Source organism: Roseovarius halophilus (ex Wu et al. 2025) (assembly GCF_047086965.1).
Window position 1 is genome coordinate 17,672 of sequence record NZ_JBKOTX010000037.1, and the last position, 18,212, is coordinate 35,883.

The following is an 18,212-nucleotide window of genomic DNA, read 5'->3' on the forward strand; positions in this document are numbered from 1 at the left end:
TTGTGCCAGTCCGGGATTCAGAGGGCGAAGGCCGGCGCCTTGTGGAAGCCCGGCAGAACAGGCGCCGACGCGTTGAAAGCGTAGCGCCAGTGCAACCGCCCGTCGATCTTGTGCGCGATCCTCACCACGCCGAGCACGCCCTCCATGAAGAGGCAGGCGATGCGCCCCTCTTCCTTGAGCTGCGCCGCGATCGTGTCCGGCAATTCCTCGACCCCGCCCTGTACGAGGATCACGTCATAGGGGCCGTGCGGCGCCGCGCCCTCGGCCAGCGGCGCCTCGTGCACGATGACGTTGTCGGCGCCGGTCTCGGCCAGAAGGGTCTGCGCCTCGGCGGCCATCTCGGCGTCTTCCTCGACCGCGACCACGGCCTGCGCCATGCGCGCCTCGACGGCCGCCGAATAGCCAATCGCGCAGCCCACGTCCAGCACGAGGTCGTCATTGTCGATCTCGAGCGCATCGAGCATCTTGGCCAGCGTCCGCGGGTCCAGCATGACCCGCCCGGCGCCCAGGTCGAGGTTTTCGCCCATGTAGGCGGCCTCGCGCAGGTGACGTGGCACGAACGCCTCGCGCGGGACAGCCAGCATCGCGTCGATGATCGGGAACTTGGTGACGTCCGACGGACGGACCTGTGTGTCCACCATCATCGTGCGACGGGCAGCGTAATCGGTCATCTGCTAAACTCTCGCCTTCGGATTCCTTGGGATCGTTGTGACACAGAAGCCCCCATTGGGCAACGTCTATGGCGGCGAAAACCGCTCACGGGCCCTTGCACCGGCCGGGGCGATGGGATATCCACGATTGACCATTCGGACGGCGAGTTGGCGGAGTGGTGACGCAGCGGATTGCAAATCCGTCTACACCGGTTCGATTCCGGTACTCGCCTCCATTTCATTCTAAATCATAGGGTTAGCGGCTGAACGGTCGGGTGTGACACAAAATGGGCCACACGCCCCATGGTGCTGTCATCGATTTTAGGCCTTTCGAGACGTGAGAGTTACCACGTCCGCGGGCCTATCCCCCGTCTAAAGAGGGAAAGCGGGACACGGTTCGCATCTGGGCCTGTCACGTTTCTGTGCCGCCCCAAGTGGCACATCGCGATGACGCGAGCGGGAACCGTCCATCCCGTCAATGGCGGAAAATGGCTCGTACTCGCGCAGCGTCTTGTTTGTAACGGCCGACAGATTCTCGGCGAAGTCGGAGGGGGAGTTCAGGGCGCGATAGTCGGCGGGCTCATGCGGCGGTCGCCACCGTCGCGCTTCACGCTGGTAGCGGGACAGGCCGGGGGTTGACACGAATCAGCCGTCTCACAACCCTTTGGATGTTGCATTTTTGGAAGGGTTCGTCGTGAAAGCACTAGCAATACTCCTTAACATCTTTATACCGGGCGTTGGCTCCTTCGTGATTGGCGCAGTCGGTCAGGGAATAGGGCAAATACTGATATACGGAATTGGTTTCCTGCTAACGTTTGGAACTCTTGGTTTCGGCGGTATAATTGGCCTTCCCATGATGCTCGGCGCTTGGATCTGGGGTATTGTGACGGCAGCTGGCGCGTCGCCGCAACCTCTTCAAGTCAATATCACCAACAGCAACTCGTCGGGCGCCGACTCGCCGCCTGTGAATTCGGAGGCTCGCCCTCCTTCGATCGATCAAAGACCTGATTAGACGGTCGCCACTTGCGCTTGTCCAAAATTTTCGGATAGCCGGACGCGGGCGATGCCCTATCTGATGTCATTCTGTCGCGAGCCAGGCACGACCGAGCGGGTTACCGCGCCATGAGCGTGCGCCTCGTGCACCTGCAGGAAGGACGCGCCCGCGTCCAGCCAATCAAACCTCACATGCTCAGCCGCCATGCTCGGCTGCTCTGTCATGCGGCTCATCGAACCCGGGCGCCGTTTGACCGGATCACCCCGACGTTGCGGGTCTCCGGGTCGATGCTGTTCGGCGCAAGCTCCGCCGACCGGCAAAACGCCGACAGTTCAATCGCCTGCTCCATGAATGGGTCCTTGTCACGCCTCGTCGCCGGGTGTTTCGTCTCTTGCCGCTTCGCTACTCGAGACGGTCTCGTCCGGCTCGGTCGCAGGGTCGGCCGGCGTAGTCTTCTGCGAGATCCTCGAGGATGGGGCAATCGGGCCGCTGGTCGCCCGCGCAATCCGCGATCAGGTGGGCGAGGGTGGCGCGCATCTGCTGCAGCTCGGCGATCTTGGCGTCGATATGGGCGAGGTGCTGCTTGGCGATCCGTTTCACATCCGCGCTGGCGCGGTGCTGATCGCCGTAGAGCTCCAGCAGGCTCCGGCAATCCTCTATCGAGAATCCCAGTGATCGCGCCCGGCCGAGAAAGCGGAGCTTGTGCAGGTCGCTTTCGCCGAAGTTGCGGTAGCCGTTCGTGTTCCGCGACGGCGTGATCAGCCCGATATCCTCGTAATAGCGGATCGTCTTGGCGGGCAGGCCGGACAGCCGGGCGACGTCACCGATATTCATGGGGCCTCCTATTCCGCCGGGGCCGGCTGCGCCGCTCGGCCGCCGTCGGGCCGCCGGGACGGCCCGCCTTCGTCCATTGCCGGGCGCAGGCGACGCAGGCGCAGCGCGTTGGTGAGCACGAAAACCGAGCTGAGCGCCATGGCCCCGGCCGCCAGTACCGGCGACAGCAGCAGGCCGAACGCCGGGTAGAGCACGCCCGCCGCCACGGGGATCAGCGCGGTGTTGTAGCCGAACGCCCAGAACAGGTTCTGACGGATGTTGCGCATGGTGTGGCGCGACACGTCAACGGCGTTCACGACCCCGCGCAGGTCACCCGACATCAGCACGACATCGGCGCTTTCGATCGCCACGTCCGTACCCGTCCCGATGGCCACGCCCACATCGGCATGCGCCAGCGCCGGCGCGTCGTTGATGCCGTCGCCCACGAAGGCCACGCGGCCGCCATCCTTGCGAAGGTCGTCCAGCGCGGCGACCTTGCCGTCGGGCAGGACGCCGGCAATGACATGGTCTATGCCCGTTTCCCGCGCGATCGCCGCGGCGGTTTCGCGCGTGTCGCCGGTGATCATGGCCACGCGCAGGCCGTTTTCATGCAGCGCGCGGATCGCGGCGGCGCTGGCCGGTTTTACCGGGTCTGCCACGGCGATGACGGCGGCGGCCCGGCCGTCGATCGCGGCATGAAGCACCGTGCGCCCGCGCTGCGCGAGACCTGTCTCGGCTTCGGCCAGCGCGGTGGTGTCGATCCCGTCGCGGGCCATCAGCCGGTCGGCGCCCACCAGCACGTCATGGCCGTCCACGCGTGCCCGCACGCCGTACCCGGTGATCGACTCGAAATCCCTCACGCTGGCGCGGTCGACACCCTCGGCGCGCGCGGCCCGGACGATCGCGTCGGCGACAGGGTGTTCGGAATGTTCCTCGACCGCTGCCACCAGCGCGAGAACCCGCGCGCGCGACATCCCGTCGGCCGGCACCAGTTCGGTCAGTTCCGGGCGGCCTTCGGTCACCGTGCCGGTCTTGTCCAGCGCAACCACGTCGACCGAGTCGAGTTGCTGCAGCGCGTCGCCCTTGCGGAAAAGCACGCCCATCCCGGCCGCGCGCCCGGTGCCGACCATGATCGAGGTGGGCGTGGCCAGCCCCATCGCGCAAGGACAGGCGATGATCAGGACAGACACCCCCGCCACCAGCGCGTAGGTCAGCGCCGGGTCCGGCCCGATGGTCAGCCAGACCGCGATGGTCAGCGCCGCCACCGCCATGACGGCCGGTACGAACCATAGGGTGACACGGTCCACCAGGCTCTGGATCGGCAGCTTGGCGCCCTGCGCTTCTTCAACCATGCGGATGATCCGGGACAGGGTGGTATCGGCACCGACGCGCGTGGCTCGGAACTCCAACCCACCGGCGCCGTTCACGGTGCCGCCGGTCACGGTCTCGCCCGCCGTCTTGGCGACGGGGACGGGCTCACCGGTGATCATGCTTTCATCGACATGGCTTTCGCCCGTCGTCACCGTGCCGTCGACGGCGATGCGCTCCCCGGGGCGGACCCTCAGGATGTCGCCTTCGGTGATCTCCTCGATCGGCACGTCCCGCGGGGTGCCGCCACGGATCACGCGCGCCGTCGGCGCCTGCAATCCGAGCAGACGCTGGATCGCGGCGCCGGCGCGGCCCTTGGCGCGGGCTTCGAGGAAACGGCCCAGCAGGATCAGCACCACGATGACTGCCGCGGCCTCGAAATAGACCGCGCGCACGGCTGCCGGCATCAGGCCGGGCAGGAACGTCGCGACGACCGAGTACAGGTAGGCCGCGCCGGTCCCCACCGCCACGAGGCTGTTCATGTCCGGCGCGCCGCGCAACAGGGCGGGCACGCCCTTGCCGTAAAAGGCCCGCCCGGGCCCTGCCAGCACCAGCGTCGTCAGGACGAACTGCAACATCCAGCTGCCCTGCTGCCCGATCGTGTCGGTGATGGCGGCCTGCATGCCCGGAACGACGTGACCACCCATCTCGATCACGAAGACGGGCAGGGCCAGCGCGGCGGCGATGATCGTCTTTCGGGCGGTTTCGCGCGCCTCGGCATCCTTGCGCTCGGCCGTGCTCGGGGTGTCGTCGGCCTCGGCCAGCTCGGCCGGATAGCCCGCGTCGCGCGCCGCCGCCGTCAGTTCGGCGGGCGTCGCCGCCCCCTCGGCATAGGTCACCCGCGCGGTTTCCGACGCCAGGTTCACGGTCACGTCCAGAACGCCGGGCAGGGCGGCCAGCGCCCTGTCCACGCGGCCGACGCAGGACGCGCAGGACATGGACGCGATACTGAGTGTCGCCGTCCGCGTGCGCAGCGGATAGCCCGCCTCGTCCAGCGCCGCGGCGACATCGCGCAGACCCGTTTCAGCCGCCATGTCGAAACTGGCGGACTCGCCTGCGAGGTTGACCGAGACGTTGCCGACGCCCTCGATACCCGAGAGCGCCTTTTCGACCCGGCCCACGCATCCGCCGCACGACATGCCGTCAATCTTGATGGTCGGGTTTCGCGCCGTCGTCATTCTGCACCTCCGGGGCTTGTCCGTACCAGCGATCTAGGGATTCCATCAACTGGAAGGTCAAGGCGGTTCCCTGAATTTCCTGTCCGCGCCGTCACCCGCCTTGGGTGCCACGGGCCGACGACACCGGCCGGGAATTGCCGATCCGACGGCATGGGGTCGCCTCGGCGCGTGACAATGCTAGACTCCGCCACAGCGAGGGTCGGACACGCCGGGCCCGACCGTCAAGCCAGAGCACCAAGCCAGACCAACAAGGAGCCCCGATGCAGCTGAACGTCAACGGAAAGACGCATGATGTCGATGTTGAGCCGGATACCCCGCTTCTGTGGGTCATCCGCGAGGAACTGGGCCTGACCGGCACCAAGTTCGGATGCGGGATCGCGCAATGCGGGGCCTGTACCGTGCTGGTCGACGGCCAGCCCACGCGGTCCTGCGTGACCCCGGCCGAGGCGATGGAGGGCGCCGAGATCACCACGATCGAAACCGTCAACGATGACCCGGTCGGCCAGAAGGTGGTCGAAGCCTGGGTCGACCATCAGGTGCCGCAATGCGGCTATTGCCAGTCGGGCCAGGTGATGGCGGCGACCGCGCTTCTGGCCCGGACACCGAACCCGGGCGAGGCCGAGATCGCCGCCGCGATGAGCAACCTTTGCCGCTGCGGCACCTACAACAAGGTCCGCGCCGCAATTCGCAGCGTTTCGGAGGCCTGAGCCATGAAAGACCAGACACCCGACCCCAACCGCCCGCTCAACGTCTCGCGCCGCGGCTTCCTTGCCGGGACCGGCGCGCTGGTTCTCTCGGTCGGGCTTCCGACCCGGAACGCCCGCGCGCAAGGGGATGCCGCGCCGGTGGACGCGTACCTCGCCCTGAATGCCGATGGCACCGCCACCCTGCAAAGCCCGTTCATCGAGGGCGGGCAGGGCGTGTTCTCGGCGCTGGCCCAGATCGTCGGCGAGGAACTCGATCTCGACCCGGCGCGGATCGTGGTGGAATGCGCGCCGCCGGGCGATGCCTACAAGACCATCAACGGCGCGCGTTTCACGGGCGGCAGCCTGTCGATCCGGTCGAGCTACACCCTGATGCGGACGCTCGGCGCCTCGGCCCGCGCGATGCTGGTGCAGGCGGCGGCCGATCAGTGGGGCGTGGATGCCGGTGCGGTGACCACCGAACCGGGCCGGATCCTGCACGCGGCCAGCGGCCGCAGCGCCGGGTATGGCGGCCTTGCCGAAGCGGCGATGGACATGCCCGTGCCCGTGGATGTCACCTTGCGCGACCCGGCCGATTTCCGCTGGATCCGCCAGCCAATGCCGCGCTTCGATGTGCGCGCCAAGTCCACCGGGCAGGCGGCGTACAGCATCGACGTCGCGGTTGATGGCATGCTGAACGCCGCCGTGCGGCACGCGCCACGGCTTGGCCTGACGCCGGCGTCGGTGGACAACCGCGCCGAGATCGAAGCGATGCGCGGCGTGCATTCGGTCCACATGCTGGACGGGGCGGTGGCCGTGGTGGCCGACAAGTTCTGGCAGGCCCGGCGCGCGGTCGAGGCCGCGAAGATCGCGTGGGAGGACGGCGCCTCCGACTACCCGATGCCTGCCGATTTCACGTCGCAGGGCTTTGACCAGTCGCTGCGCGCTGAACCCGGCCCCGGGGTCGAGGTCGAGGCCGAGGGTGACGCGACGCGCGCGCTGGACAGTGCCGAAACCGTCATCGAGGCGGAATACGACGCGCCTTTCCTTGTTCATGGCCAGCTCGAGCCGCCCTCGACCACGGCGCGGTTCAACGCGGATGGCACGCTTGATCTGTGGCTGCCCAACCAAGCCCCGGAAATGTTCCAGGGGGCGGCGGCCGGCGCCGCCGGCATCCCGGCGGAAAACGTCCGCATCCATTCGCAGATCCTTGGCGGGTTCTTCGGGCGGCACTTCCTTTATGCCGATGCCAGCCCGTTTCCGCAGGCGATCGAACTTGCCCGCGCCACGGGCCGGCCGGTCAAGGTGCTTTGGACCCGTGAGGAAGAGTTCCTCCGCGATGCCAACCGCCCCATGGCCGTGGCCCGGTTCCGAGCCGCGGTCGATGGCGATGGCCCCTCGGCGCTCGCGATCGAGGCGGTGGGCGAAGGCCCGATCGGGCGCTGGTTCGGCTCGCCGCCGGGCAAGGACGGGTCGGCGCACGAGGGCCTCAGCGGCAAGCCCTATGCCATCGGCAACCGGCGGGTCGGGCATGTCCATGTCCGCAACCCGGCGATGATCGGCTTCTGGCGGTCGGTCGGGCATTCGATGAACGATTTCTTCTACGAATCGTTTCTTGACGAACTGGCGGAGGCGGCGGGGCGTGACCCGTTCGAGATGCGCCGCGGCCTGCTGGCCGGGTCGGATCGTCACCGCACGTTGCTGGAGTCCGTCGCGGAGCTGTCCGGCGGCTGGCAAGGCGCGGCGTTCGACGCGCGCGACGGCAGCCGCCGCGCCCGGGGCGTGGCCATGGCCTCGCCCTTCGGGTCCGAGACGGCGACCATCGCCGAGGTCTCGCTCGACGGCGGCACGGTGCGCGTGCACGAGGTCTGGGTTGCGATCGATCCCGGCCAGATCGTCAACCCCGCCGTGATCGAGGCACAGGTCCAGTCGGCGGTCGCGCTCGGGGTGTCGCAGACGCTGGTCGAGGAACTGGTCTACGAAAACGGCGCGCCGCAGGCGCGCAATTTCGACGGCTATCCAATCCTGCGCCCGGACCAGATGCCCGAGGTCCACGTGAGGATCGTCGAAAGCGGCGCCACCATGGGTGGCATCGGTGAGCCCGGCCTGCCCGGGGTCGCCCCGGCCATCGTCAATGCCGTGGCGACCCTGACGGGCCAACGGGTGCGCAGCCTGCCGCTGTCCAAGCACGACTTCGGATAAGGGCAGCGTTTCACGCGATCCCGGGGCGTCACTGCCGCCCCGGGCAGCCCGGCGCACGAAGATCGCGCAGAACGAAACCCTTGGTCCCGGGAGTTAACGAGCGTTTGAAACTGACCCGGTTTCGACGATGGCACAATGGTGCGTGACGCGATCCAAGACTACGGTTGTCACCTTGGCATCGCCGAAGACAGAGACCCCTTCCCCGAACTCCGGATTGCTGGTGATGAAGACGCCGGGTCGATCGCCAGCATGCTGACTTTCGTCGTCATCGGTGTGCCCTGGACTAAATGCCAAGCGAGCCAGCATGGCATCCGGGATGCCGTCAGCCGGGGGCATCGACCGCATCAGTTCACCGGGCCACCCTACAGGAGCGCCGCCGGCTCCTTCGGTCAGTCGGCTGGCCTGACCGCCTCGAAGCCCGACACGACGTCGAGAAGCTCGCGCGTGATCATCTCCTGCCGTCGTTGGCGGTAAAGCTGCTGAAGGTCGTCGCGCCGTTCCTCGATGTTGCGCTCGGCGCCCCGCATGGCTGCAAGCCGCGTGGCGTGTTCGCTGGCGAGCGCCTCGGCCAGCGCGCGGTAGATCACCACGAAAAGCCGCCGCTGCACCAGCCATGACATCAGCCGGTCGGGCTCCATCCGGAACAGCGGAAGGGACCGGCCCGGCCAATCGGCGTGCGAAAGCTTGCGCAGATAGCTGTCCGGAAGGGGCAGAAGTTGATGCGACCGGGGCTGCGCGGTGTTGCGGCCTTCCCGCCGGTTGTGCACGAGCCAGACCCGGCTCACGTCTTGCGTCCGGGTCCAGCGGTCGATTTCCACAATGATGCTCTGCACAAGCCGCGACAGGCCCTCGACCGACCCCGGCAAGGTAAAGGCGAAGGCAAGCGGCACGCCATCCGTCTCGAACCTCGCCGCGACGCGCGCGCCGATCGCGCCGACTTCGACCGGCCCGTTGTCCATCCGGGCGCGGGAAAAGCGGGTGATCTTGTCGTTGTAACCGCCGCACAAGCCGCGATCCGATCCGATCACGATCTGCGCCGTACGTCCCTTGCTGCCGTCGCCGTCGGGCAGGGGCAGGCCAGCAAGCCTGCGTTGCCGCAGCACCGCCATCAGCCCCAGTTCGACCGTGCGGGCATAATCGGCCATGGCGGCCTCGGCATGTTCGTATTGCCGGATGCTGACCGAGGACAGCGCCTTCATCGTTCGCACGATCGCCTGGATGTCGCCAGTGGTCTCCAGCGCGTCGGACAGGCTTTCAAGGGTCTGCATCGGCGCTCTCCGTCTGCGCGCCCGACAGGGCATCGCGCATCACGCGGACGAGCGAATCGCGGTCCGCGTCCGTCAGCTTGCCGCCGGAAGCGATCCGGTCGCAGACCCCGCTCGCCTCTTGGAGCACTGCCTTGCGGACGGTCCTTTCGGCCTCTGCCACGTCGCCAGGATCGAGCTCGTCGTAGAGACCCTCCGTCGCCGCCAGCAGCGCCGCGATCTGTTCGGGCGCATCGATGTGGGCATGCTCGTGTTGCTTCAGCACCTCGCGCACGCGCTGGCCCCGCGTGAGCTTCCGGCGCGTCTCGGCATCGAGCTGTGTGCCGAAGCGCGCGAAGGTCTCGAGCTCCTCGAACTGCGAATACATCAGCCGGAGGTTCCCGGCCACGGCGCGGAAGGCGGGCAACTGTACCTTGCCGCCCACACGGCTGACCGAAGTACCGATATCGATGGCGGGCAAGTGGCCCTTCTCAAAGAGCGATGGCGAAAGGTAAACCTGCCCATCGGTGATCGAGATCAGATTCGTCGGGATGTAGGCCGAGATGTTCTGCGCCTGCGTCTCGACCACCGGTAGCGCGGTGAGCGAGCCGCCGCCCTGTTCCTCGCGCAGCTGCGTCGCGCGTTCCAGCAGGCGGGAGTGAATATAGAAGATGTCTCCGGGATAAGCTTCCCGGCCCGGCGGGCGGCGCAGGAGAAGCGACAACTCGCGATAGGCGCGGGCATGGCGTGTGAGGTCGTCGTAGACGATCAGCACGTCGCGCCCCGCTGCCATGAAATATTCGGCCATGGATGTGGCTGCATAGGGCGCCACGAATTGCAGCCCCGGCGCATCCTCGCCGCTGGCCACGACGACGATGGTGCGCTTCAGCGCACCGCCCTCCTTAAGGCTCTGGATCACGCGGGCCACGGCGGATGCGCGCTGGCCGATGGCGCAGTAGATCGACACGACGCCCGTATCTTTCTGGTTCAGGATCGCGTCGACCGTGATGGCGGTCTTGCCGGTCTGCCGGTCGCCGAGGATCAACTCGCGCTGGCCGCGGCCGATGGGGATGGCGGCATCGACGGCCTTTATCCCGGTCTGCAAGGGCACCTGCACCGGGCCGCGGTGCATGATGGGAGGCGCCGCGCGCTCGATGGGCAGGCGTTCGTCCGCGTCGACAGGGTCGCCATCGTCCAGCGGTCGGCCGAGCGCATCAACCACCCGCCCGACCAGGCGTTGACCCACGGGCACGTCGACAACCCGGCCGGTGCGATGCACCGGGTCGCCGGCACGCAGATTATCCGTCGCCCCCAGCACGATCACGCCGGCCCGATCGGTGCCGAGGTTGTAGGCGATTCCCATAATGCCCCCCGCGAAGGACAGCAACTCGTCGACGCGAAGGTCGGTGAAACCCGTGACCTCGGCCACCCCGTTTCCGACCGATACAATATGGGCGATTTCGGCCATCTCGAGGGCCGGTGTAAGCTGCGCCAATGCCTCCTCGAGCGGCGCGAAGATGTCTTCCTGAAGGTTATCGAGGCCAGGCCGGTGCGCCATCAACTGCTTTCCGCGCTGACTGGACGGTGTTCAGCATGGCGCCGGCCGCTGCCGTCGATGACCTCGTCGAGCGTTGTCTCGAGCCGGCCGAGAAAGCGCGCGGCGGACCATTCGACGGTCTGCGCGCCAACGGTCAGGCGCAGGCCGAGCAGCAGATCGGCGTCTTCGCCGTACGCCACCTCGATGTCCGGGCCGATATGTTCATGGATCGCGCGCGTGATCCGGTTTCGCGCGCCCGGTTCGAGCGGGACGCTGCTCTCGACGTGAACGGGGTCATCCGCGCGCCCGGCTGCTGCCTTCAGATTGTCGCGCGCCGCGTCGTCGAGGCTGTCCAGGCGGTCCACGAACGTTCCCGCTAAAGGGCCGGCAAGGTCGCTGCCGGCGTAGTCCTTCAGGACCCGGCCGACGATATCGACCACCTGCCGGCCGGCGTGCTGCCGCAATCTGGCGGCGAAATCGTCCCGCATGTCCTGCAGATGGTCCTCCCAGCTCTTGCGCCGGGCGTCCATCTCCTCGCGCAGATCGTTTTCCATCTTCTTGCGCAAATCGCTTGCCTGCTGGCGGGCCTCGCGCAGCACCTCTTCCCGGCTGGCCTCCAGCTTTTCCTGCTTCTTGCGCAAGCACTCCGCTTCGGCCTCGACCCTTGCGCGTGCGTCCTTGGCCTCTGCAAGCCGGGTTTCGATCCGGTCTTCGCGCCGCGCCATCGCCCCCATGATGGGGCGGTAAAGGAAGCGTTGCAACAGCCAGACCAGTACTAGAAAGTTGACGATCTGCGCCGCGACGGTCAGCCAGTCGATCTGCATTAGCTCAGCCTCCGGCGGCTTGTGCGGCGGTCTTGGCGGCGAGATTGGCGAAGGGGTTGGCGAAGATCAGGATCATCGCCACCACGAAACAGTAGATCGCTGTTGACTCGATCATCGCGAGGCTGACGAACAGGGTTCGGGTTATGGTGTTCGCGGCGTCGGGTTGCTGGGCGATGGCCTGCAGTGCTTGGCTGGCGGCGCGTCCCTCCGCCAGCGCCGGACCGATCGAACCGATGGCGATGGTCAGCCCGGCGGTAAAGATCGACACAACGGCGATCATGGTTGCAGCATCCATGCTCAGTCTCCTGTATGATTGCGGAAGGGATCGTCGGCCCCGCGCCGACTGCGGCTGGCCGATCCGATATAGACCATCGCGAGGATGGAGAAGATGTAGGCCTGTATCAGCCCGGTAAGCAGGCCGAGGACCTGCATCACGACCGGAAAGAAGAAAGGTGCCACGGAAATCAGGATGCCGACGATCACCGTCCCGCTCATGACATTGCCGTAGAGGCGCACCGCCAGTGCGATAGTGCGTGAGACCTCGCTCACGAGGTTGAAGGGCAGCATCAGCGGCGTCGGCCGGATGTATTCGCGCATATAGGCGACGATCCCGCGCTGGCCGATCGAGAACAGCGGAACCGCGATCAGCACGCAGATGGCCAGCGCCGCCGTGGTTGAGAGCGATCCGGTGGGCGGTTGGTAGCCCGGTACCACCGCTAGGATGTTGGCCGTCGCGATGAACAGGAACAACGTGCCGATGAAGGGCAGGTAGCGACCCGGATCGTCGGCGCCGACCTCGGCGATCTGGTCACGGATGGTCGTGACGATGACCTCGAGCGCGACCTGCCAGCGCGAGACGGTTTCCGCCGTGCTGAGGCGAGATGTCACGGCCCATGAGCCGATGACCAGCAGCGCCATGACCCCCCAGGTGAAGACGATCGTGGCGTTGAGTTGCAGGCCTCGCCATTCGTAAAGGATCCATGAATCCGGACTTATTTCCATGTCGCGTCCCCCGGCGTGGTGTCACCGAGCCGGCGGGTCGCGGCCAGCCGCACGGTGGTGAAGCCCACGACCGCCGCAATGATACCCTCGATCCGCAGGCCAAGCGCGCCCGCCACGGCAAGCGCGCCAAGCAGCAGCGCCGCCCGCGCAAGACCGAGCCCGAGGAAGGCGAGGACGCCGCCGCGGTCCCGCGGCAGGGACCGCACGGCGACCCAGAGCAGGCCAAGATAGACGGCGCCAAGGACGCCACCCGCCAGCGCGCCAAGGAACAAGGACAAAACGGAAAGGCTCATCGCGCACCTCGAAATGGGTATCTGCGCGGATCAGTCATCGCGCCCCTCCCGCTGGACCCAGTACCACGCATTGAACGCGCCCAGCCCGGCGCCGGCAAGCAGCAGGGTAAGCGTCCACGAGACCGCGCCCGGCCATTTGCCATCTATCCAGATACCCAAGGCGACGCCCACGACCACCGGCACCGCCACGGACCAGCCCACCAGCCCGAACATGCCCAGCCCGTACCATGCGCTTTCCCGGCGGCGTTTGCGGGCCTCTTCCATCTGTTGCGCCTTTTGCGCAATGGTCTCCGTTTCGTTGTCGCGGTCGGTGTTCATGGCAGGTTCGCCCCAAGGTCTCGAAACCGGCGGACCATGCTCGCCTCCAGCCGTGCCAGCGCTGCGCGGGCGTCGCGCTCTGCCTCGTCGTGCTGGCGGAACTCGGCCTCGACACGCTTGCGCAGGTTGCCCAGATCATCGCCCTCGACCGCGCCGCGCACCGCCACGCGCACATCGTCGCCGCACTTGACCAGCGTCCCGGAATTGATGGCGACAAAGCGTTCCGCGCCGTCCTCGGCCTCGTAAAGCAGGATGCCCGGGACCAGCGCGCTGACGAAATCGATGTGGCCGGGCCACATGCCGAAGCGACCATGCGGCCCCTCTGCCACAATGCGCCGGACGGGCCGGTCAACCTCCATCGCCAAGGGCGTGATGACCTTAAGCCGCATCCGGCGCCTCCCCCGGCGCGTCAAGGTCCTCGATGGTGCCGATCATGTAGAAATCCCCTTCGTCGCGATCCGCGAACTCTCCGGCAAGGATGCGCGCGCAGCTGTCAAGCGTCTCCTGAAGCGGCACGAAGCGACCCTTGTTGCCGGTCATCGCCTCGGTGGAGAAGAAGGGCTGCGTCAGGAAACGTTCGAGTTGGCGGGCCTGCCGGACCGTGTCCCGGTCGCGTTCGGAAAGCTCCTCGAGGCCCAGCATCGCGATGATGTCCTTGAGTTCCTCGTATTCTGCCAGGGTGCTGCGCACGGCCCGCGCGATCCGGTAGTGGCGCGGGCTGACGGTACCGGGCGTCAGCATCCGCGAGAAGGATTTCAGCGGGTCGATGGCCGGGTAGAGCCCCTCGGACGCCTTCTTGCGCGATAACACGATCGAGGCAGACAGATGGGCGAAGGTATGTGTGGCGGCCGGATCAGTGAAGTCGTCTGCCGGCACGTAGACCGCTTGGATCGAGGTCATCGTACCCTGATCGGTGGAGCAGATCCGCTCCTCGAGAGCCGCCAGTTCCGTGCCCAGTGTCGGCTGATAGCCCACCCGGCTCGGAATGCGGCCCAGCAGGCCCGACACCTCCGAGCCCGCCTGCACGAAGCGGAAGATGTTGTCGATCAGCACCAGCACGTTGCGGCGCAAGTCGTCGCGGAAATACTCGGCCATGGTCAGCGCGGAATGGCCCACGCGAAAGCGCACGCCGGGGCTTTCGTTCATCTGGCCGAACATCATCACGGTGTTCTCCAGCACGCCAGCCTCGCCCATCTCGCGGTAAAGCTCCTCGGCCTCGCGCGAGCGTTCGCCGATCCCGCAGAACAGACTCACGCCGTCATACGCGGCGACCATGTTATGGATCATTTCGGTGATCAGCACGGTCTTGCCCACGCCCGCGCCGCCGAAAAGCCCGGCCTTGGCGCCGCGTTCCAGAGGGCTGAGCAGGTCGATCGCCTTGATCCCGGTTTCGAAGATCGCATCCTCGACGCGCCGCGCTGACAGCGGCACGGGGGCGCGCAGAACCGGGCGCCGGAGCAGGTCGTCCAGAGGCGGACCATCGTCGATCGTATCGCCGAAGACGTTGAACATCCGCCCCAGAACTTCCTTGCCCACCGGCACATCGATGGGGCTGCCGGTGTCCCGCACCGCAAGACCGATGCGCAGCTCGGGCGAGTGGTTCATCACCAGCCCGCGTGCCAGACCCTCACCGGGCAGGGCAGCAACCTCGATGACGATCTCGGGGTCGGTCAGCGTGACCAGTCGCGTCGCGATCGCCGGCAAGTCCCTTTCGAACCGGATTTCGGCAATCCCGCCCTCCAGCCGCACGATGTGCCCCACCGGGGCCGTCTGATCGGTCATCGGACCCTTTCCTCGCGTCTCGTGGTGGAATTCTGGCGCTTCGAGACGGGCGGCACATTGATCCAGAGCAGTCCGCCGCAGAAAATTTTGCGGCCGTATCTCGAAGGCGGTGGAAACTCCCTGGCGGTGTGCTCCGGGCATGTGCGCGATCGGTTTTCAGCCTGCGAGGTCAAGGGGGCATAGGCACGGTCTCGGCGCAAAGCAGTACGTTCCGGGTCTGGATGCTGCGGCGGAACTCCTCGTTCAGCTTCTCGATGGCGTTTGTGGTCCGGACGGACCTCCCTTGCGAGGGATCAAGGCGGGTGACAGTGAAGCGCCGGTCGCCCGTCATCCTTCAGGCAGTCGGCAACGGCCCGGCACTTCAGGCACCACTTGCGGAGGAACGCGTTGCGCCGCGGTTCGATCTCGGTCCCTGTGTCAGCGTAGGTCATGTCGCGGCAGTCCTCGGTCAACTCGTGCTGCAGCGTTTTCGGGACGTTGGCCAGCAGGTTTCGATGCTTGTGAACGATGCCGCGCTGGATGGGCAGGTGATCGCCCCGGAAGGGCACCAGCGCAGCCGCCAGCCCCGGGGCGCCGTCGGCGATCACGAACCCGGCCAGCACCGAGACGTTGGTGGCACGCTGGACGATCCGCGTCCTGATCACCGTGCCGTACAGGAGCGAGCCGTAGCCCGACACCGATGAAGTGGATGGCTCCCGGTCCCGGCATCGCGATGTGCCATGTCGGATGCAGTGAACACGGCCGACGGCAGGAGCTTTCCATTCATGGGGTTATCACGATCGGGATTGATCCGGCGAGGTGTGCGTTTCCGTTGCACGGCGGTGACGCGGAGGGGCAGGTGCTGTTGCGCCGTCAGCTTCGATGCAGCCAGATGCTTGAATTTTCTCAGCGCCAGCGGCCTGATGGGGCGAACCGCCTTTCCGCGAAACCGCCGCTATCATTGCCGGCATGGGCAGAGAGCGGCGCATCTGACGGAAATCTAGGTTTTGGGTACCGATCTGGGCAAGACGTTTTGCAGTCTTGCTGGGCTGGATGAAGCAGGAGCGGTCGTTTTTCGCAAACGTCTCCAGCGACACCACCAGGGGCAAGATCGAACGACGGCACCTGACTGTGAGGAACCGTGTGTTGCTCGCGCATTACTTCGTGGCCCCGACCGCGAGCGCCAGGTCGGCGCGTTCGTCGAATACTGCTACACCCGCCGGTACCGCGAGAGCCTCGGGAACCTGACGCCGGCCGACGTCTACGATGGCCGGAGCGGTCAAATCCTGCAACAGGAGAGGAGATCAAACGAAAAATCATGCTTGCCCGGCGCTTGCCCCACGAAACTGAAAACGCACACCGTCAATCAGCGTGGCGCCGGAGTTTCCCGTCTGGAAAGCGCACAAGCGTCCCAATTTGTCTGACGACGGACGGAGCGAAGCTGCATGTTGGAAGCCCGCGCAATGGCGGCGTGCCGAGAATGATCATACACCTGTGCGCTTACCGACGGTCAGGTATCACGCCAGACCGAACGGGTATTGGACTTTGAAACCCTCGGAGCGCACCTTTCGTGTCAATCATCGCTCCACGAACCGGGTTGTTCCAGTGACCAAGATCGACCGCATCGAAACGACAATCGTCGACCTGCCCACCATCCGCGGGCATGTCTTGTCGATGACGACGATGATGCTGCAGTCCATCGTCCTTGTTCGGATCACGTTTTCGGACGGGTCGGAAGGGATTGGGGAGGGCACATCGATAGGCGGGATGAGCTATGGGGCCGAAATCCCTGAAAGCATCAAGTCGGCAATCGACACCTACATCGCACCACTGCTCGACGGCAGCGACGGTGACCAGATCAACGCGGTGATCGACATTATGGATCGCGGCGTGAAGGGCAACCCGATCGCTCGCTGTGCGGTCGAGACGGCGCTATGGGACGGGCTGGCAAAGCGGCTTGGAGTGTCGGTCGCGCGGCTCTTTGGCGGTCCGGTGCGCGCGGCGATGCCGGTGGCTTGGACGCTCGCGTCGGTCAGGCGCCGGGTCGAGCCCGGTGAGTGCCGGTTGATCATGTCCGGCGCCGCCTTTCGCTCGCCGTGGCCATCGGCGTGGGTCAGCTCCGCCTGCACCACGAGCCCGTTGCATTCGGCACGCGCCTCGAACCCGTGGCGGCCCGCGCCTCATTCCATCAGCGGGGCTCCGCCCGTTCAGGGCTGAATTGATCCCCCGGATCAATTCCGAGACGCCCTTCACCCCATGAAACACAGCGTCGCCGCCGCGCCGGGCGCCTTCTTGTAAAGGCGGGCATCCGGGTCCGTGACCGAGGCATGGTTGCCATTGTCACTCGGACCAATGGCGTTCCAATGGCAACCGTTCGAGCGCTTCTCGCCCCGGAAGTTCACGTCGGCGTTGCGGGGCTGGCTGGGCGTGTCGGACATCGGCTGGGTCTCGGTCTGCTGGGGTTGCTGGTCGGTGTCTGGGGAGGTTTCGTCGGACGGTGGCGGCGGTGGCGGGTCGCCCGGGTCATCGTCGCGATCCGGCGGTGCGCCGTCCTTCGGCTGGAAACTCTTCATCGACGGTGAGCCACGAGGTCGCCACCGGTTCGAGACCCGTGGCGAACGCCTTGACCAGCGTGCCGTCCACCGAGAAGTGCTCGTCCGACAGCAGCGGCTCGACCTCCGGGTGCGCGAGGATGGCGGCCATCACCTTGCGCGACATGTCGGTCGTCAGCAGCCGGTCGCGGTTCTTGGTGAACACCGTGGGCCTTCGGCCCGGGGCTTCGCCCGTTCAGGGCTGAAATCTGTCCACAGGACAGATTTCCGGGCGCCCTTCACCCCACACCGGGTCGTCGATGCCAAGGCCAACGAACCACCGGAACAACAGGTTGTAGTCCATCTGCTCCATCAGCTGACGCTCGGACCGGATCGAGAACAGCATCTGCAGCAGGCTCGCCCGGATCAGACGCTCCGGCGCGATCGAGGGACGACCCTCCTTCGTGTAGAGCGCGTCGAACTCGGCATCGAGGCTCGCCAGCGCGCTCGCCATTGTGCTCGAACCAATGGCGCATCAATGGCTCGCTTCACGATCCGCCGGATCTTGCGAAGCGGATGACCCGCGGGGACCCGTTCCTCAAGGTCCACATAGCTGAACAGCGACCCGCTCGCCTCGTCCGTCCCGCGCATCATCACCCCCTTCGCGACCTGAAAAGGGTGAATCATGTTCTCAAGCCCGTGTCGAGGCGGGGTTTTTCAGATGGAGTGGTTGCCGCCCTCCCCAGACGGCATCGCAATGTGCCAAAGTCGTGGTGCTCAACGCCACGCAAAAAGGAGGACGGCGAGATGAAGG

Annotated in this window: 14 protein-coding genes, 1 tRNA gene and 4 pseudogenes; 4 read left to right on the plus strand and 15 right to left on the minus strand. The window is 66.4% G+C overall.

Features of this window, described 5'->3' with window-relative positions:
* Nucleotides 1-17: 17 nt before the first annotated feature.
* A complete protein-coding gene (locus ACH107_RS09920; RefSeq protein ID WP_412505717.1) occupies nt 18-671 on the minus strand; it encodes a protein-L-isoaspartate O-methyltransferase family protein in 654 nt (217 codons plus the stop codon).
* A 141-nt stretch (nt 672-812) separates the two neighbouring features.
* Between ACH107_RS09920 and ACH107_RS09925 the strand changes: the two genes are divergently transcribed.
* A tRNA-Cys gene (locus tag ACH107_RS09925) sits at nt 813-886 on the plus strand.
* A 1,160-nt stretch (nt 887-2,046) separates the two neighbouring features.
* Here ACH107_RS09925 and cueR read toward each other — a convergent pair.
* Nucleotides 2,047-2,478, minus strand: a complete 432-nt coding sequence (gene cueR / locus ACH107_RS09930) for a Cu(I)-responsive transcriptional regulator (protein WP_412505718.1) — start codon at nt 2,476-2,478, stop codon at nt 2,047-2,049.
* Nucleotides 2,479-2,486: 8 nt separating this feature from the next.
* Nucleotides 2,487-5,003, minus strand: a complete 2,517-nt coding sequence (locus tag ACH107_RS09935; RefSeq protein WP_412505719.1) for a heavy metal translocating P-type ATPase — start codon at nt 5,001-5,003, stop codon at nt 2,487-2,489.
* A gap of 260 nt (nt 5,004-5,263) precedes the next feature.
* Between ACH107_RS09935 and ACH107_RS09940 the strand changes: the two genes are divergently transcribed.
* The gene (locus tag ACH107_RS09940; protein ID WP_412505720.1) at nt 5,264-5,710 is read left to right on the plus strand and encodes a (2Fe-2S)-binding protein; all 447 of its coding nucleotides are present in this window, start codon (nt 5,264-5,266) and stop codon (nt 5,708-5,710) included.
* 3 nt (nt 5,711-5,713) lie between these two features.
* Nucleotides 5,714-7,888 (plus strand): molybdopterin cofactor-binding domain-containing protein, encoded by a 2,175-nt coding sequence (locus ACH107_RS09945; protein ID WP_412505721.1) that lies wholly within the window; start codon nt 5,714-5,716, stop codon nt 7,886-7,888.
* A gap of 93 nt (nt 7,889-7,981) precedes the next feature.
* On the opposite strand, the pseudogene ACH107_RS09950 reads toward ACH107_RS09945, so the two are convergent.
* From ACH107_RS09950 to ACH107_RS10000, 11 genes and pseudogenes are all read right to left on the minus strand, one after another.
* Nucleotides 7,982-8,113, minus strand: a pseudogene (locus ACH107_RS09950) (ATP-binding protein); the annotation flags it as partial.
* Between the two features lie 164 nt (nt 8,114-8,277).
* Nucleotides 8,278-9,156 carry a F0F1 ATP synthase subunit gamma gene (locus tag ACH107_RS09955; RefSeq protein WP_412505722.1) on the minus strand — a complete coding sequence of 293 codons (879 nt, stop codon included), beginning with the start codon at nt 9,154-9,156 and terminating at the stop codon, nt 8,278-8,280.
* Nucleotides 9,143-10,690 (minus strand): alternate F1F0 ATPase, F1 subunit alpha, encoded by a 1,548-nt coding sequence (locus tag ACH107_RS09960; protein ID WP_412505723.1) that lies wholly within the window; start codon nt 10,688-10,690, stop codon nt 9,143-9,145. The genes ACH107_RS09955 and ACH107_RS09960 overlap by 14 nt, the downstream gene beginning before the upstream one ends.
* Complete coding sequence (locus ACH107_RS09965) at nt 10,690-11,493, minus strand: hypothetical protein (RefSeq protein ID WP_412505724.1); 804 nt, start codon at nt 11,491-11,493, stop codon at nt 10,690-10,692. Before ACH107_RS09965 ends, ACH107_RS09960 begins: the two co-directional genes overlap by 1 nt.
* A gap of 4 nt (nt 11,494-11,497) precedes the next feature.
* A complete protein-coding gene (locus ACH107_RS09970) occupies nt 11,498-11,788 on the minus strand; it encodes a F0F1 ATP synthase subunit C (protein WP_412505725.1) in 291 nt (96 codons plus the stop codon).
* A 2-nt stretch (nt 11,789-11,790) separates the two neighbouring features.
* Nucleotides 11,791-12,495, minus strand: coding sequence for a F0F1 ATP synthase subunit A (locus tag ACH107_RS09975; RefSeq protein WP_412505726.1), 705 nt, complete (start codon nt 12,493-12,495; stop codon nt 11,791-11,793).
* A complete protein-coding gene (locus ACH107_RS09980) occupies nt 12,486-12,788 on the minus strand; it encodes an ATP synthase subunit I (RefSeq protein WP_412505727.1) in 303 nt (100 codons plus the stop codon). The genes ACH107_RS09975 and ACH107_RS09980 overlap by 10 nt, the downstream gene beginning before the upstream one ends.
* A gap of 30 nt (nt 12,789-12,818) precedes the next feature.
* Nucleotides 12,819-13,106: an AtpZ/AtpI family protein gene (locus ACH107_RS09985; RefSeq protein ID WP_412505728.1), complete on the minus strand. Its 288-nt coding sequence runs from the start codon at nt 13,104-13,106 to the stop codon at nt 12,819-12,821.
* Nucleotides 13,103-13,495 carry a F0F1 ATP synthase subunit epsilon gene (locus ACH107_RS09990; RefSeq protein ID WP_412505729.1) on the minus strand — a complete coding sequence of 131 codons (393 nt, stop codon included), beginning with the start codon at nt 13,493-13,495 and terminating at the stop codon, nt 13,103-13,105. The genes ACH107_RS09985 and ACH107_RS09990 overlap by 4 nt, the downstream gene beginning before the upstream one ends.
* Nucleotides 13,485-14,888: a F0F1 ATP synthase subunit beta gene (gene atpD, locus ACH107_RS09995; RefSeq protein ID WP_412505730.1), complete on the minus strand. Its 1,404-nt coding sequence runs from the start codon at nt 14,886-14,888 to the stop codon at nt 13,485-13,487. Before atpD ends, ACH107_RS09990 begins: the two co-directional genes overlap by 11 nt.
* Nucleotides 14,889-15,066: 178 nt before the next feature.
* Nucleotides 15,067-15,547: pseudogene (locus tag ACH107_RS10000) on the minus strand (transposase); the annotation flags it as partial.
* A 925-nt stretch (nt 15,548-16,472) separates the two neighbouring features.
* Between ACH107_RS10000 and ACH107_RS10005 the strand changes: the two are divergent.
* Nucleotides 16,473-16,841 (plus strand): annotated as a pseudogene (locus ACH107_RS10005) (muconate cycloisomerase); the annotation flags it as partial.
* A 56-nt stretch (nt 16,842-16,897) separates the two neighbouring features.
* Here ACH107_RS10005 and ACH107_RS10010 read toward each other — a convergent pair.
* Nucleotides 16,898-18,049: pseudogene (locus ACH107_RS10010) on the minus strand (transposase); the annotation flags it as partial.
* Between the last annotated feature and the right edge of the window lie 163 nt (nt 18,050-18,212).